15 protein-coding genes and 2 pseudogenes are annotated in these 14,859 nt (G+C 39.9%); 13 read left to right on the top strand and 4 right to left on the bottom strand.

Annotated features, from left to right (window positions below; translation table 11 throughout):
* Positions 1-11: 11 nt before the first annotated feature.
* The 9 genes and pseudogenes from AEX56_RS03825 (at position 12) to AEX56_RS03785 (ending at position 8,673) form a co-directional block, all read left to right on the top strand.
* Positions 12-548, top strand: coding sequence for an NADPH-dependent FMN reductase (locus AEX56_RS03825; protein ID WP_049617957.1), 537 nt, complete (start codon positions 12-14; stop codon positions 546-548).
* Positions 545-1,318 carry an NADPH-dependent FMN reductase gene (locus AEX56_RS03820; protein ID WP_049617956.1) on the top strand — a complete coding sequence of 258 codons (774 nt, stop codon included), beginning with the start codon at positions 545-547 and terminating at the stop codon, positions 1,316-1,318. The genes AEX56_RS03825 and AEX56_RS03820 overlap by 4 nt, the downstream gene beginning before the upstream one ends.
* 107 nt (positions 1,319-1,425) lie before the next feature.
* A complete protein-coding gene (locus tag AEX56_RS03815; protein ID WP_049617955.1) occupies positions 1,426-1,686 on the top strand; it encodes a type B 50S ribosomal protein L31 in 261 nt (86 codons plus the stop codon).
* Positions 1,687-1,829: 143 nt separating this feature from the next.
* Positions 1,830-3,050: an FtsW/RodA/SpoVE family cell cycle protein gene (locus tag AEX56_RS03810; protein WP_049617954.1), complete on the top strand. Its 1,221-nt coding sequence runs from the start codon at positions 1,830-1,832 to the stop codon at positions 3,048-3,050.
* Positions 3,051-3,058: 8 nt separating this feature from the next.
* Complete coding sequence (locus AEX56_RS03805; protein ID WP_049617953.1) at positions 3,059-3,607, top strand: DJ-1 family glyoxalase III; 549 nt, start codon at positions 3,059-3,061, stop codon at positions 3,605-3,607.
* A gap of 111 nt (positions 3,608-3,718) precedes the next feature.
* A complete protein-coding gene (gyrB, locus tag AEX56_RS03800; RefSeq protein WP_049617952.1) occupies positions 3,719-5,671 on the top strand; it encodes a DNA topoisomerase (ATP-hydrolyzing) subunit B in 1,953 nt (650 codons plus the stop codon).
* An 89-nt stretch (positions 5,672-5,760) separates the two neighbouring features.
* A complete protein-coding gene (gene ezrA / locus AEX56_RS03795) occupies positions 5,761-7,494 on the top strand; it encodes a septation ring formation regulator EzrA (RefSeq protein WP_049617951.1) in 1,734 nt (577 codons plus the stop codon).
* An 86-nt stretch (positions 7,495-7,580) separates the two neighbouring features.
* Positions 7,581-8,116 (top strand): annotated as a pseudogene (gene serB / locus AEX56_RS03790) (phosphoserine phosphatase SerB).
* A 137-nt stretch (positions 8,117-8,253) separates the two neighbouring features.
* Positions 8,254-8,673 carry a GNAT family N-acetyltransferase gene (locus AEX56_RS03785; protein ID WP_049617950.1) on the top strand — a complete coding sequence of 140 codons (420 nt, stop codon included), beginning with the start codon at positions 8,254-8,256 and terminating at the stop codon, positions 8,671-8,673.
* Here the strand turns inward: AEX56_RS03785 and AEX56_RS03780 are convergent.
* Complete coding sequence (locus AEX56_RS03780) at positions 8,662-9,114, bottom strand: YueI family protein (protein ID WP_049617949.1); 453 nt, start codon at positions 9,112-9,114, stop codon at positions 8,662-8,664. The genes AEX56_RS03785 and AEX56_RS03780 overlap by 12 nt on opposite strands.
* A gap of 139 nt (positions 9,115-9,253) precedes the next feature.
* Here AEX56_RS03780 and eno point away from each other — a divergent pair, with 139 nt between their 5' ends.
* The 4 genes and pseudogenes from eno (at position 9,254) to AEX56_RS08205 (ending at position 13,167) form a co-directional block, all read left to right on the top strand.
* Positions 9,254-10,561, top strand: coding sequence for a surface-displayed alpha-enolase (gene eno / locus AEX56_RS03775; RefSeq protein ID WP_049617948.1), 1,308 nt, complete (start codon positions 9,254-9,256; stop codon positions 10,559-10,561).
* Between the two features lie 89 nt (positions 10,562-10,650).
* The gene (locus AEX56_RS03770; protein ID WP_049617947.1) at positions 10,651-11,121 is read left to right on the top strand and encodes a cupin domain-containing protein; all 471 of its coding nucleotides are present in this window, start codon (positions 10,651-10,653) and stop codon (positions 11,119-11,121) included.
* A gap of 125 nt (positions 11,122-11,246) precedes the next feature.
* Positions 11,247-11,795, top strand: a complete 549-nt coding sequence (locus AEX56_RS03765; protein WP_049617946.1) for an HAD family hydrolase — start codon at positions 11,247-11,249, stop codon at positions 11,793-11,795.
* A gap of 32 nt (positions 11,796-11,827) precedes the next feature.
* Positions 11,828-13,167 (top strand): annotated as a pseudogene (locus tag AEX56_RS08205) (IS3 family transposase).
* Positions 13,168-13,217: 50 nt separating this feature from the next.
* On the opposite strand, the gene AEX56_RS03745 reads toward AEX56_RS08205, so the two are convergent.
* The 3 genes from AEX56_RS03745 to AEX56_RS03735 form a co-directional block, all read right to left on the bottom strand.
* The gene (locus tag AEX56_RS03745; protein WP_049617942.1) at positions 13,218-13,409 is read right to left on the bottom strand and encodes a hypothetical protein; all 192 of its coding nucleotides are present in this window, start codon (positions 13,407-13,409) and stop codon (positions 13,218-13,220) included.
* A 94-nt stretch (positions 13,410-13,503) separates the two neighbouring features.
* Complete coding sequence (locus tag AEX56_RS03740) at positions 13,504-13,713, bottom strand: TM2 domain-containing protein (protein ID WP_049617941.1); 210 nt, start codon at positions 13,711-13,713, stop codon at positions 13,504-13,506.
* Between the two features lie 12 nt (positions 13,714-13,725).
* Entirely contained in the window at positions 13,726-14,736 is a 1,011-nt protein-coding gene (locus AEX56_RS03735; protein ID WP_049617940.1) for a lactonase family protein, read from the bottom strand.
* Between the last annotated feature and the right edge of the window lie 123 nt (positions 14,737-14,859).

The raw sequence follows: 14,859 nt of genomic DNA, 5'->3' as shown, positions 1-14,859 counted from the left end.
AAGGGGAAAACATGAGATTGTTGGCACTGGCTGGGACTAACTCTGTCTCCTCCACCAATCGCCAAATGATTGCTTGGATAGCAAAAGAATGCAAAGAAGTAGAGGTGGTAGACCTAGATTTTCTACCACTTTTTGATGGTTCAAAGGTTCAAGATAGTAGTGTAGACGATTTCATTTCTGTCATCAAAGAAGCAGATGGATTGATCATTTCAACGCCCGAATACGATCATTCTGCACCTGCAGTTTTGCTAAATGCACTAGCTTGGTTGACAAACGAGCAAAACCATTTATGGAGAAAACCAATTTTCTTGCTCAGTGCGTCTTACGGTAGGTTGGGCGGCATTCGTGCGCTCGAACAATTGCGTCAAGTACTGACGTCAGATACCGTACAAGCATACGTTTTTTATCAGACCTTTAGCTTATCTCAGTCACTACAGGCTTTTGACAAAATTGGACAATTGTTAAATGATGGTGTGGCGGCTAGGCTGAAAAAGAATTTGCGGGAATTCCTATCAACTATAGATTCAAAAGGAGGACCGTTAGCATGAATATTCTTGGGATAGCGGGCTCTCTTATAGAAGCTCCATCACAAACAGCATTATTTAAGAATATACAGAAAAATCTGAGTGATCCTATTGAGTTCAACTTGATAGATATTGAAGGCATTCCATTGTTCAGCCGTGAAAAGTACTGGGAAGATGCTGACAAGTTAGTCCAAATCAACGAACTTATTTCGCGAGCTGATGCGGTTATTTTATCAGTAGCTGAATGCAATCGAACCATTGAACCAGCTTTGAAGAGTGCCTTGGAGTGGCTATCCTATCAGATTCATCCTCTTCGAGATAAGCCTGTTATGCTCATCGGTTCCTCGTCTGATTTCTATGGGACGGCTTATGCGCAACCCATTATCCGACAAATTTTAGCAGCACCGGGAGTTGGTGCGCATGTTTTTTCAGGGCATGAGTTTTTGCTGGGTCATGCAGTTCAAGCTTTTGATGAACAAGGCATCCTAATAGAAACAAAGACGTCTGATTTTTTAGTGGCTTGTTTACAAGATTTTCTGGCTTTTAGCCAAGCCAGCATTTCTGCCAAAGAAGGAAAGAGATCAGCGCAGCCTATTGTCTTAAAAGAAAATGAAGAGCATCCTATCACTGAGGAAGACAGTGAATGGTTGAAACCATATATTATAGAAAATAGCTCTGAGACACTATCCATCGTCCAGACGGATACAGATGCTGGAGCCTCTGAGCGTGACGATCATGTCATTGTGCCAGATGACCTGACAACAGATGCAGATAGTGGTGCCTCCATTTCCTAAAAAAAAATAAAACTTTTTCTTGCAATATCAGGCATAATCTGGTATAATAAACGAGTTATAATCTATGGCTCGAAAAGAGACCATGGCAGAAAGGAATTTTTTTAAAGATGAGAAAAGACATTCATCCTGAATATCGCCCTGTTGTCTTCTTGGACACAACTACTGGTTACCAATTCCTTAGCGGTTCTACTAAGAACTCTAATGAAACGGTTGAATTTGAAGGTGAAACATACCCACTTATCCGTGTGGAGATTTCATCAGACTCACACCCATTCTATACTGGACGTCAAAAGTTCACTCAAGCAGATGGACGCGTGGACCGTTTCAACAAAAAATACGGTCTTGCAGACAAAAACGCTGCAAAATAAAAAAAGAATTAACAGCCACTCCTTTTACGAGGAGTGGTTTCTTTTTTGTTTTGATTCGATATGGAATAAGCAAATCTATTAAATTTTTGCTATAATGTACCTAGAATTATTTTGCAGAAGGTATGAGGAATTTCATGTCGAGAGTGAAGGGCTCTATTGAGAGTCGAATTGATTATAGCTTGATTTTGCCAGTCTTTTTTTTACTAGTCATTGGGATTGTTTCAGTTTATATTGCTGTTAGTCAGGACTATCCAGAACGTATTTTTTCAGTCGTTGGCCAGCAGTTGATGTGGGTAATGCTAGGAATTGTCTTATCGGGCTTGGTTATGTTTTTCAACACCAAGTTTCTTTGGAAAATGACCCCATTCCTCTACCTATTGGGGATTGCTCTCATGATTTTGCCACTCTATTTTTACAGTCCAAGTTTAGTGGCATCAACAGGTGCCCAAAACTGGATTACGATTAATGGAGTCACTCTGTTTCAACCTTCGGAGTTTATGAAAATTTCTTACATTATCATGATGGCGCGTGCAATTGTGAGTTTTCATAAACGGTATCCCCAGCCCGCAGTAAAAGAGGATTTTCTTTTATTAGGTTATTTACTTCTATACACTCTGCCTGCATTAATCTTGCTTTACTTGCAAAGTGACCTTGGGACCGCCTTGGTATTTTTGGCTATTTTTGCTGGTATGACCCTCTTGTCAGGTGTTTCGTGGAAAATTCTCGCGCCTGTCGTGATGGTTGGTGTTGTTGGGTTGATTGGATTTTTGGTGTTTTTCTTATCACCAAATGGAACTAGTCTTTTGCATGATTTAGGAATGCCAACCTATCAGATTAATCGAATTACAGCCTGGCTAGATCCGTTTCGAAATGCTCGGTCAACAACTTATCAGCAGGCGCAAAGTTTGATTGCTATTGGTAGTGGAGGATTGAAGGGGATTGGTTTTAACCAGACTAATTTGCTCATTCCTGTGCGAGAAAGTGATATGATTTTCACGGTCATCGGTGAAGACTTTGGTTTTATAGGTGGTGTCGCCTTGATTGGTCTTTATCTCCTGTTGATTTACCGCATGCTCCGAATCACGCTCAAGTCCAATAATCGCTTTTATACTTATATTTCAACTGGCTATATCATGATGGTGCTTTTCCATGTGTTTGAAAATATTGGCGCAGCAACGGGACTATTGCCTTTGACTGGTATTCCTCTACCTTTCATTTCACAAGGGGGATCGTCCATGATTTCTAATTTAATTGGCGTAGGTTTGGTACTATCCATGAGTTACCAGCACCATCTCTTAGAAGAAAAACGCCGCAATAAATCACGTGCATACAAAAAAATCACAATCAAACGTGTAGAAAGTTAGGTGGTTCTATGACAAAAGTAGCAGTTCTTTTAGCAAACGGCTTTGAAGAAATCGAAGCTCTCACTCAGGTCGATGTTTTCCGTCGCGCAGAAATCGAGTGTGATATGATTGGCTTGACAAGTCAGCAAGTTGTTGGTTCACACGACATCCTCGTTCTTGCGGATAAGGTATTTGATGGAGATTTGTCAGCTTATGACATGATTGTCCTTCCTGGTGGTCTTCCTGGTGCAAGCAATCTCCGTGACCATAATGGTTTGATTAGAGAGTTGCAAGCAGCTGCTCAATCTGACAAGTATGTGGCAGCCATTTGTGCAGCACCGATCGTGCTGGATCGTGCGGGACTACTTGATGGCAAAAATTATACCTGTTTCCCTGACCAAGAAGAGGAAATAAAATCTGGAAACCATGTAGAAGAAATTGTCGTTGTGGATGGCAATATTATCACCAGTCGCGGTGCCGGAACGAGTTTGGCATTTGTTTACAAATTAGTGGACCTCTTGGGTGGCGACGGTAAAGCATTATCAGAGCGTATGGTCTACAATGAATTATTCAAGTAATCTACTAAGAAAGGTCTGGTCGGACCTTTCTTTTAATTAGGAAAAATCTGGAAAATATGATATAATAGAGGGCACTATTATGGCGTGTTGTGCGCTTGAAAAGGAAGTAACATGACAGAAGAAATCAAAGATTTAAAGGAAAAAGCTCAGGAATATGATGCCAGTCAGATTCAGGTTTTGGAAGGCCTAGAAGCTGTTCGCCTACGTCCAGGGATGTATATTGGTTCCACTTCAAAAGAAGGATTGCATCATTTGGTATGGGAAATAGTCGATAATTCGATTGACGAAGCTTTGGCCGGATTTGCGACCCACATTGAGCTCTTCATCGAAGAAGACAATTCCATTACAGTTGTTGATGATGGACGCGGGATTCCTGTTGATATTCAAGAAAAAACAGGTCGTCCAGCGGTTGAGACAGTATTCACTGTGCTTCATGCTGGAGGAAAATTCGGCGGTGGTGGCTACAAAGTTTCTGGTGGTCTCCATGGGGTTGGTTCTTCCGTTGTAAATGCGCTTTCGACTCAATTGGATGTAAAAGTGCATAAGAATGGTCAGATCCATTTCCAAGAATACCGTCGTGGTGAAGTTGTCGCTGACTTGGCAATTATTGGTGAGACGGACCAACATGGAACGACCGTTCACTTCACACCAGATCCTGAAATCTTTACAGAAACGACTGAATTTGATTTTGCTAAACTCAACAAGCGCGTTCAAGAATTAGCCTTTTTGAATCGTGGATTGCGCCTGTCTATTACTGACAAACGTCAAGGTTTGGAACAAACCAAAGAATATCACTATGAAGGTGGGATTGCTTCCTATGTTGAATATCTCAATGAAAACAAGGATGTGATTTTTGAGAAACCTATCTATACAGATGGTGAAATGGACGATATCACAGTCGAAGTGGCTATGCAGTATACCACGTCTTACCATGAAAATGTAGTCAGCTTTGCTAATAATATCCACACTCATGAGGGTGGAACACATGAACAAGGTTTCCGTACAGCCTTGACACGTGTCATCAATGATTATGCCAAGAAAAATAAAATCCTCAAAGAAAATGAGGATAATTTGACAGGTGAGGATGTACGTGAAGGATTGACTGCAGTTATTTCTGTCAAACACCCAAATCCTCAGTTTGAAGGACAAACTAAAACAAAACTTGGAAATAGCGAAGTCGTTAAAATTACCAATCGCCTGTTTTCTGAAGCCTTTAGTGATTTCCTTTTGGAAAATCCACAAGTGGCTCGTCGTATTGTCGAAAAAGGGATTTTAGCAAGTAAAGCTCGTATCGCAGCTAAGCGTGCGCGTGAGGTAACCCGTAAAAAATCAGGTTTAGAAATTTCCAATCTTCCTGGTAAATTAGCAGATTGCTCTTCAAATAACCCGAGTCAAACTGAACTTTTCATCGTTGAGGGGGATTCTGCCGGTGGTTCAGCTAAATCAGGTCGTAACCGTGAATTCCAAGCTATCTTGCCAATTCGCGGTAAAATTCTCAACGTTGAAAAAGCTAGCATGGATAAAATTCTTGCAAACGAAGAAATTCGCAGTCTCTTCACTGCAATGGGAACTGGTTTTGGTGCAGAATTTGATGTGTCTAAGGTTCGTTATCAAAAATTGGTGATCATGACCGATGCCGATGTCGATGGAGCCCACATTCGTACACTTTTGCTGACTCTTTTTTACCGTTACATGCGTCCAATCGTGGAAGCAGGATATGTTTACATTGCCCAACCACCTATTTATGGTGTGAAAGTGGGAAGTGAAATCAAAGAATATATTCAACCTGGCGTTGACCAAGAAGAGCAATTGCAGGCCGCTTTGGAGCGCTTTAGTGAAGGTAGATCTAAGCCAACTATTCAGCGTTATAAAGGTTTGGGAGAAATGGATGACCACCAATTATGGGATACCACTATGAATCCTGACAATCGTCTGATGGCACGTGTTTCTGTTGATGATGCAGCGGAAGCGGATAAGATTTTTGATATGCTGATGGGAGATAAAGTTGAACCTCGTCGGGAATTTATCGAAGAAAATGCTGTTTATTCAACACTTGACGTCTAAAAATCTGAAAAAACAAGTGCAAGTACTGGAAAAGTGTGGTATAATAAGGCGATATTTTCCAGTAAATATTAATATCGAAGGAGATTTACATGTCAGGTGTATCTAGTGGAACAATTGTCTTAATTATTACGATTGTTGTTATCTTAATTATTGCGTACATCGCTGCCCTCATCGTTCGTAAAAGCAATTCTAGTCGTCTTGCTGCTTTGGAAGATCGTAAAGAAGAGCTTTTTAACCTTCCAGTCAATGACGAAGTAGAAGCAGTGAAAAGCCTACATTTGATTGGTCAAAGTCAAGTGACTTTCCGCGAATGGAACCAAAAGTGGGTTGACTTATCATTCAATTCATTTGCGGATATTGAAAATCATATCTTTGAGGCTGAGGGATACAATAACGCTTTTCGTTTCGTTAGTGCAAAAAATGCTATCGAAAGCATCGAAAGCCAAATTGATCTTATCGAAGAAGACATTCATTCTATCCGTCATAGTTTGTTGGAATTGAAAGAACAAGAAGAAAAAAATTCAGGTCGTGTCAAACATGCTTTGGATTTATTTGATGCCTTACAGGACTCTGTTCGCGAACATGCCGACAGCTATGGTGAGACTTTACCAGAAATTGAAAAACAACTCAAAAATATCGAAGTTGAATTTTCTGAGTTTGTGATGTTGAATTCATCAGGCGATCCAATTGAAGCTTCTGAAATCCTAGATAAGACAGAAGAACATATGATTGCTCTTAACCAAATCATGGATCGTATTCCAGCGCTGGTAGAAAAAGTTGATGTCAGCTTCCCAGACCAATTGGATGATTTGGAATCTGGTTACCGTAAATTAGTAGAACAAAATTACCTCTTTACAGAAACTGATATTGAGTCTCAATTCCAAGAAGTTCGTGTTGCTATCCGTGAAAATACTGCCCTCATCGTATCCTTTGATTTAGATGCAGCAGAAGCGGAAAATGCGGCGGTGCAAGAACGAATTGATCACCTTTATCAACTCTTTAATAAAGAAATTGAAGCACATCGGGCAGCTAGCAAATTGAGTACGACTCTTCCTAAATTCTTGGAGCATACTCTTCAAAATACCAATAACTTGATATCTGAAGTAGAACGTTTAAGTCAACGTTATTTATTGGCAGAAAGCAAACTTTCTCGCATTCATCACTTATCTAATCGCCTATCTTCGCTTGAGTTAGACATTAAAGAGAGTGTTGAAGAAGTGAAACACCCACAGATTGCTTACTCTATCTTGGAAGACCGCATGGATCATGCCTCTATCACATTAAAAGATATGGAAGAAGAGCAACTGGTTCTTGCTGAATATCTTGAATCTCAAGAAGCTTCCGAAAACAATGCTCGTAACAAAGCTGCCCTTTACATCAATAAGTTGCATACACTTAAACGCTACATGGAAAAACGTAATTTACCTGGTATTCCAGAGAGTTTTCTTTCAACTTTTTTCCGTACGAGCGATCATGTCGAAGCTTTGCTTGCTGAGTTGGATTATAAGCGTATCAACGTGGAAATCACAAATCGCTTGCTAGAAAGTGCGACATATGATATCAATGAATTGGAAGAGATTGCTTACAATATTGTTCAAAATGCAACATTAACAGAGCAGTTGCTGCAATATTCTAATCGTTATCGCTCATTTGATCAGAGCATTCAAAAAGCTTTTGATCGTTCATTGGCTATTTTCGAGAAAGAATATGACTATCAGGCTGCCTTCGAAGAAATCTCATTTGCTCTTGAAACAGTTGAACCTGGAGTAACAGAGCGTTTTGTAAACTCTTACGAGAAAACGCGTGAGATGATTCGTTATTAAAAAAAAGCCCAAGGGCTTTTTTTTATTTTGTAAATAGAGATGATTTTGGTACAATTGAGCAAATACAAAAGGACATAGGAGGCGATATGGAAGTAAAGGGTTTATTGGTCGTGGACGTGGATAGTACACTCATCATGGAAGAAGGCATTGATTTATTAGGAGAAGAGGCAGGTGTAGGTCAGCAAGTGGCGCAAATAACAGAGCGCGCTATGCAAGGGGAAATGGATTTTAGGGAGGCGCTGGAGGCGCGAGTATCTTTATTGAAAGGCTTAGAAGTAGATATTTTTGATAAGATTGCTCAGCGAATCCATTTTACTTCTGGTGCTAAGCAATTGGTCAATACACTGCATCAAATGGGTTACAAAGTTGGTCTAGTATCAGGAGGATTTCATGAAACCATAGACCCTCTGGCAGCTCAATTGGGGATTGATTACGTTAAAGCCAATCGTCTAGAAGTAGAAGGTGGTCGCTTGACGGGACGCTTAGTGGGTTCTATTGTTACCAAAGAAACTAAGCAGGTATCGGTATAGCCTTTTGTGCGAAACCTATTGTAGAGAAACAAGCACCTTTTCAAATTACTAAGCGAGATTTATCACTTGTTTTAGATATCATTCCAAAATAAAAAAATCCTTCTGTTGTGAAAGTCGGAGTTTCTTTGTCTTGTATGATAGTCTAAGTGAACCATCATTCTAACTAACTTTTCTGGTCAACATCACTAGGAGCATTTTTTACTATATCAATGAGAAGCGGAGGTAGCAGATGATTTTATTTACTCAAGAAGACCAAACTGATTTTTTTAATAGCGTATTTGATTGCCAATATCGAAAAAATTTTGGTAAAGAAAATGACCCTGATGCTTCAGAGTCATTTACGATTATAATGAAAAGTGGTGAGCAGAACATTGCTGCTATGTCCTGTCATCGTTTGTACCAAACCTTGAAAATAGTTGACTTTGCAGTCGATTCGGATTTTCAAAGGCAAGGAGTTGGGACGAAAATGATAGAATTTATCCAGCGTTTTGCTCTCGAGAAGGAGATCTTGACTGTGATATTGACTACTCGTTCCTACCAAGCTAAAGATTTCTATCTCAAGCACGGTTTCGAGATTTATGGTCAGCTTGTAGATGTGCCTTTTAAAGACTGTACCACTTATTACATGGCACTGCGACTAGCCAAATAATTTTTTCCAGAAAGATATTTTTTTAGGTGTCTTTTCTTCTTGATTTTCAGTGCTCGTATTTTGCGGAAAAACGGTCTCTAAACCAATATCTTCCAAATCTAAAGCATGGTCACTATGGAAAAGTAGAGCATATGGAGAATCCGCTGTCGCTTCATCAATAATTGCTGTCTGTATTCCTTGATCCTGTGCTATCTTCATATAAGAGACTTGCAAAAAATCAGATAACCTTGGAGAAATCTTAAGGAAGAGAGGTTGATAATGCATCAATTTTTTGCAGAGTAAATCAAACTGAGTTTGAACTTGATCGGAAATAGCCTCTTCAAAAGAAAGGGCTAGAACTACTCGCTCACGAAAGGTACCTAAGTAACGTTTCTGCTGGTCAGGATCCAAGCGATTTTCACCTGTTGCTTTTTGTAAAATCGTTTTATTTAAATCAGTCATGAAACCAGTATAACATAAAAGGAAAAATAGAAAAAGGCAAACGTTTACACGCGTTGAGAACGCATTTTCCCTTGAAAAAAACTCGATTTTACAGTATGATAGTAATGTAACTAATTAAAACTCAAAGGAGAGTAATAGAATGTCAATTATTACTGATGTTTACGCTCGCGAAGTCCTTGACTCACGCGGTAACCCAACACTTGAAGTAGAAGTTTATACTGAATCAGGTGCTTTCGGACGTGGTATGGTTCCTTCAGGAGCATCTACTGGTGAGCACGAAGCAGTTGAACTTCGCGATGGTGATAAATCTCGTTACCTTGGTCTTGGTACACAAAAAGCTGTTGACAACGTAAACAACGTGATTGCTGATGCAATTATCGGTTTCGACGTACGTGAGCAACAAGCTATCGACCGTGCAATGATCGAACTTGACGGTACTCCAAATAAAGGTAAATTGGGTGCAAATGCAATCCTCGGTGTGTCTATCGCTGTAGCACGTGCTGCTGCTGACTACCTTGAAGTACCACTTTACACTTACCTTGGCGGATTCAACACTAAAGTATTGCCAACTCCAATGATGAACATCATCAACGGTGGTTCTCACTCAGATGCTCCAATCGCTTTCCAAGAATTCATGATCGTACCAGTTGGTGCTCCATCATTCAAAGAAGGTCTTCGTTGGGGTGCAGAAGTGTTCCACGCTTTGAAAAAAATCCTTAAAGCTCGTGGTTTGGTAACTGCAGTTGGTGACGAAGGTGGTTTCGCACCTAAATTTGAAGGAACTGAAGACGGCGTTGAAACAATCATCGAAGCGATCGAAGCAGCTGGTTACGTAGCTGGCGAAGAAGGCATCATGATCGGTTTTGACTGTGCATCATCAGAATTCTACGACAAAGAAAACAAAGTTTACAACTACGCTAAATTCGAAGGTGAAGGTGGAGCTGTTCGTACATCTGCAGAACAAATCGACTACCTTGAAGAGTTGGTAAACAAATACCCAATCATCACTATCGAAGATGGTATGGATGAAAATGACTGGGATGGCTGGAAAGCTTTGACTGCTCGCCTTGGCGGACGTGTTCAATTGGTTGGTGACGACTTCTTCGTTACAAACACTGAATACCTTGCGCGCGGTATCAAAGAAAACGCTGCTAACTCAATCCTTATCAAAGTAAACCAAATCGGTACATTGACTGAAACTTTCGACGCTATCGAAATGGCGAAAGAAGCTGGTTACACTGCTGTTGTATCACACCGTTCAGGTGAAACTGAAGATTCAACAATCGCTGACATCGCAGTTGCAACAAACGCAGGTCAAATCAAAACTGGTTCATTGTCACGTACTGACCGTATCGCTAAATACAACCAATTGCTTCGTATCGAAGATCAACTTGGTGAAGTTGCAGAATACAAAGGTATCAAATCTTTCTACAACTTGAAAAAATAATCTAAATTGATGGATGAAAATAGACTTGAGAAATCAGGTCTATTTTTTCGTTCTATGGTAAAATAGGGCTAGAATGTGAGGTGTCGTATATGAGATCTGCAAATAAATGGATTAAAGAACTGAGTATGGGAGCACATATTGAAGGTGGTTATTTTAAGGAAGTGCTGAAATCGGCTGATAAGATTGAGAATCGTGCCTTATATACCAGTATTTATTTTCTGCTTGAAGAGGATAATCCATCCCATTTTCATCGGTTAACAGCGGATGAGGTTTGGTATTTTCATGATGGAGAACCCTTAACCATTCATATGATCCATCCAGATGGTAGCTATGAGGCGGTTCAATTGGGGAAGGAAATTTCAGCAGGTCAAGTTTTGCAATATTGTGTTCCCAAAGGGACTATTTTTGGATCCAGCGTGGATGGGAATTACGCTTTAGTCAGTTGCATGGTTGCTTCTGGTTTTGAATACAGTGATTTTGAATTGTTTGAACGTACACAACTATTGAAAGACTATCCTGAATACGCGGATGTTATTGAGAAATTGACACGGGATGAGTAGCTATGGAATCGTGGTTGTTTTTTGATCTTGGTTCAACTTTGCTAGATGAACAGAATGCCTACAAATCATACTCAGAGCGTTGCGCATAGCAACTACAAGATGTTGGTCTTGATGCCACTGCAGATATGTTTTACCAAAAGCTGGAGTCTATTTCTCGCCAAGGAGGAGAACCGATTGCGGAAGCTTGGGATTATTTTGCAGCGAAAATAGTAGAACGTCCGCTATGGAGTCATGAGGAGGAGAAGCTTTATCCTGATACAATACCAGTGTTGAGAACATTACAGAAAAGCTATTCATTGGGGATTATTGCTAATCAGGGACCAAACTTAGAGAATCGTTTAATAGAATTGGGGATCCGGCACTATTTTCAAGTAGTTGTAGGTTCAAGTGATGTAGGTATGAAAAAGCCAGAGATTGATATCTTTGTTTATGCTTTAAAACAGGCAGGTATTTCATTCGAAAAAGCAACTTATATTGGTGGCCGAGTTGATAATGATATAGTACCAGCCAAACAGTTGGGTATGGGAGCGATTCGTATGTTACAAGGACTTGGTGCGTTGGATCCTGAAAATGAAGAGTATCCAAGCGATATCAAGGTTGGTAAGTTATCTGATCTATTGACAATTTTTAATTATGAAAAACCCTCTCAGATTGTACTGCACCCCAAAAGTTAGACATAAAATCTAACGATAGGGGTGCTATTTTTATGAAATTAAGTTATGACGCCAAAGTTCAAATCTATGAATTACGTCAAAATGGTGAGACCATTCAGTCTTTATCAGAAAAATTTGGTATTGCAGAATCCGATCTCAAATATATGATTCGCTTGATTGATAGGTATGGGGTAGCCATTGTTCAAAAAAGTAAGAATAGTTACTATCCTCCAGAACTGAAGCAAGAGATAATAGATAAAGTTCTGATTGAGGGCCAATCTCATAAACAAACATCCTTAGATTATGCTTTACCAAATTCTAGTATGCTTTCAAGGTGGATAGCGCAATACAAGAAAAACGGCTATACTATTCTTGAGAAAGCAAGAGGGAGACCACCAAAGATGGGACGAAAACCAAAGAAGACTTGGGATCAGATGACAGAGTTGGAACGACTACAAAAAGAATTAGACTACCTTAGAGCGGAGAATGCTGTTCTAAAAAAGCTGAGAGAATACCGCTTGAGGGACGAAGCAAAGCTCAAAAAGCAACAGAAATCATTCAAGAATTAACTAATCAGTTTTCTCTAGAAACTCTACTTGAAATCCTTGATTTATCGCGATCCACCTATTACTATCAAGTGAAGCGATTGGCTCAAGGAGATAAGGATATAGAACTAAAGGAGCTCATTCAAAACATCTATGATGAACATAAGAGGAATTACGGTTATCGTCGCATTCATCTAGAGTTGCGTAACCGAGGACTTGTGATCAATCACAAGAAAGTTCAGCGCTTAATGACAATGATGGGCTTAAAAGCTCGTATTCGCCGTAAGCGCAAGTATTCATCATACAGAGGAGAAGTTGGTAAAAAGGCTGGAAACCTCATCAATCGTCAGTTCCATGCTTCTAAACCTTATGAAAAGTGTTATACCGATGTGACAGAGTTTGCTTTAGCAGAAGGTAAACTATACTTATCCCCCGTTTTGGATGGTTACAACAGCGAGATTATTGACTTCACCATTTCTCGTTCCCCAGATTTAAGACAGGTTCAAACCATGCTGGAGAAGGTCTTTCCAGCTAAATCGTACGGTGGCACAATCCTTCATAGTGACCAAGGCTGGTAATATCAGCACCAGTCTTATCATCATTTTTGGGAGACCAAGGGGATTCGTCCCTCCATGTCACGTAAGGGAAATAGTCCTGATAATGGGATGATGGAGACCTTCTTTGGAATTCTCAAATCTGAAATGTTTTATGGTCTCGAGACATCTTATCAATCCCTTAATGAGCTTGAGCAAGCTATTACAGATTATATTTTTTACTACAACAACAAACGAATTAAAACAAAACTAAAAGGACTTAGTCCTGTTCAATACAGAACTAAATCCTTTTAATAATTATTTGTCCAACTTTTGGGGGTCAGTACATTTGAGAGGAGGTTATTTTATTTACCAAAAATACCTTTTACTTTGTCTAAGACGCCACTGACTGCTTCATTGCCTTCAAGGAGGGCTTTGGCATTACTGAGATATTCACCGAGATCATCCTTGTGCTCTTCGATGAAAGCTTTAGCACCGTCAATATCTTTATCGGCGATGAGTCCTTTCACCTTGTCAAATAATTCTGTTGGATTCATAGGAAACTCCTTTATGTTTTTCTTTTATTAAACATCGATTTTCTTATTTTTTCAAGCAATCAGCACTATTTTTTAAAATCACAAAGAATATAGATTAGATATAGAAATTACCATCTGAATCAGCGGGGTTAAAGATAGCCAAAATTCCTTCGATTACTCCAATGAAACCTGGAATAAAAGTCCAGCAGAAGATTAAATAGAGAATTCCCTTTCCGGTTTGTCCAGTATAAAATTTGTGTAAACCAAACTCGCCTAAAAAGAGGGCCAATAAAATGTAGATCACCTTGTTAACTTTTCTTTTCATGTTATTCTCCTGTTAACATTCCATTTCTAAAATCGCAACAGCTTCTGGAACTACAAAATCGTGTGATAGTTCGGTTAGACGTCCCGTTTCGGCATTGCGCGAAAAGACTGTAACATTGTCACTATCTTGATGAGCAACGATGACGTATTTTTGATCTTTTGTAAGGATGAAGTCGCGAGGTATTTGACCGAGAGATGGAACAATCTCAACCAAATCTAAACTCGCATCACCTAGCGTTTTGTAGACGGCGATAGAATCATGACCGCGGTTTGAAGCATAGACGAATTTCCCATCAGCGGAAATGCGAATAGCAGCTGTACCATTGAAATTCATAAAATCATCAGGCAAGGTTGAGATGGTTTGCATCAATTCAAATTGCCCAACGCTATCATAAATGAGGACTTCAATGGTTGAGTTGAGTTCGCAGATTAGATAGGCAATCTTAGCTGTTGGATGAAAGACGATATGGCGGGGGCCAGCACCTGGTGTAGCATTATATGTGTCAAGTAGAGTTAATTTTCCTGCATCTGAAACACGATAAGTCACAATCTGGTCGGTGCCTAAATCACAAGTCAAGAGGTAGTTATCTGGCGTCAAGTCGGCATAGTGAACATGAGCAGATGCTTGATTTTTATGAGGGCCATGACCCTCATGAGTGTGGCTATCTGTTAGTTCTAATCCGCCATTATCTAAAATTTTGTAAACTAAAACTTGCCCCTTGTGGTAGTTAGCACCGTAAACAAGATTGCGTTCTTCATCCACGGAAACATAGCAGAGCGGAGCCCCCTCCTGAACGACATGATTGATGAGCTGCCCTTCACGAGTGTAGGCGGCGATACCCCCGAGATCATTTTCAGCCCCTACAGCGTAAAGATAATTTGCTTCTGACAGTGCCAGATAAGTTGGACTAGGCTCTTTGGCCAATAAAAGACGATTGGTTAGTTTTCCAGTTTTCGCATTAAAATCTGCCGTGTAGATCCCTTCGGAGCTGTGGCGGGTATAGGTGCCAAAATAAATGGTCATAGCACTTTCCTGCTTTCTTTCGAGTATCAATTTGCTTTGATTATATCATAATTCATAGAGAATGTCCTATGCTCCCTTGGTTTCTCTTGGTAAAAAATAGACAGAACATGGTACAATAGAAGA

It is taken from the genome of Streptococcus sp. X13SY08 (assembly GCF_001182825.2).
In the GTDB taxonomy this organism is placed as follows: Bacteria; Bacillota; Bacilli; order Lactobacillales; family Streptococcaceae; genus Streptococcus.
The sequence above is the reverse complement of the archived record's forward strand: the minus strand, read 5'-3'. Positions and strand labels throughout refer to the sequence as shown.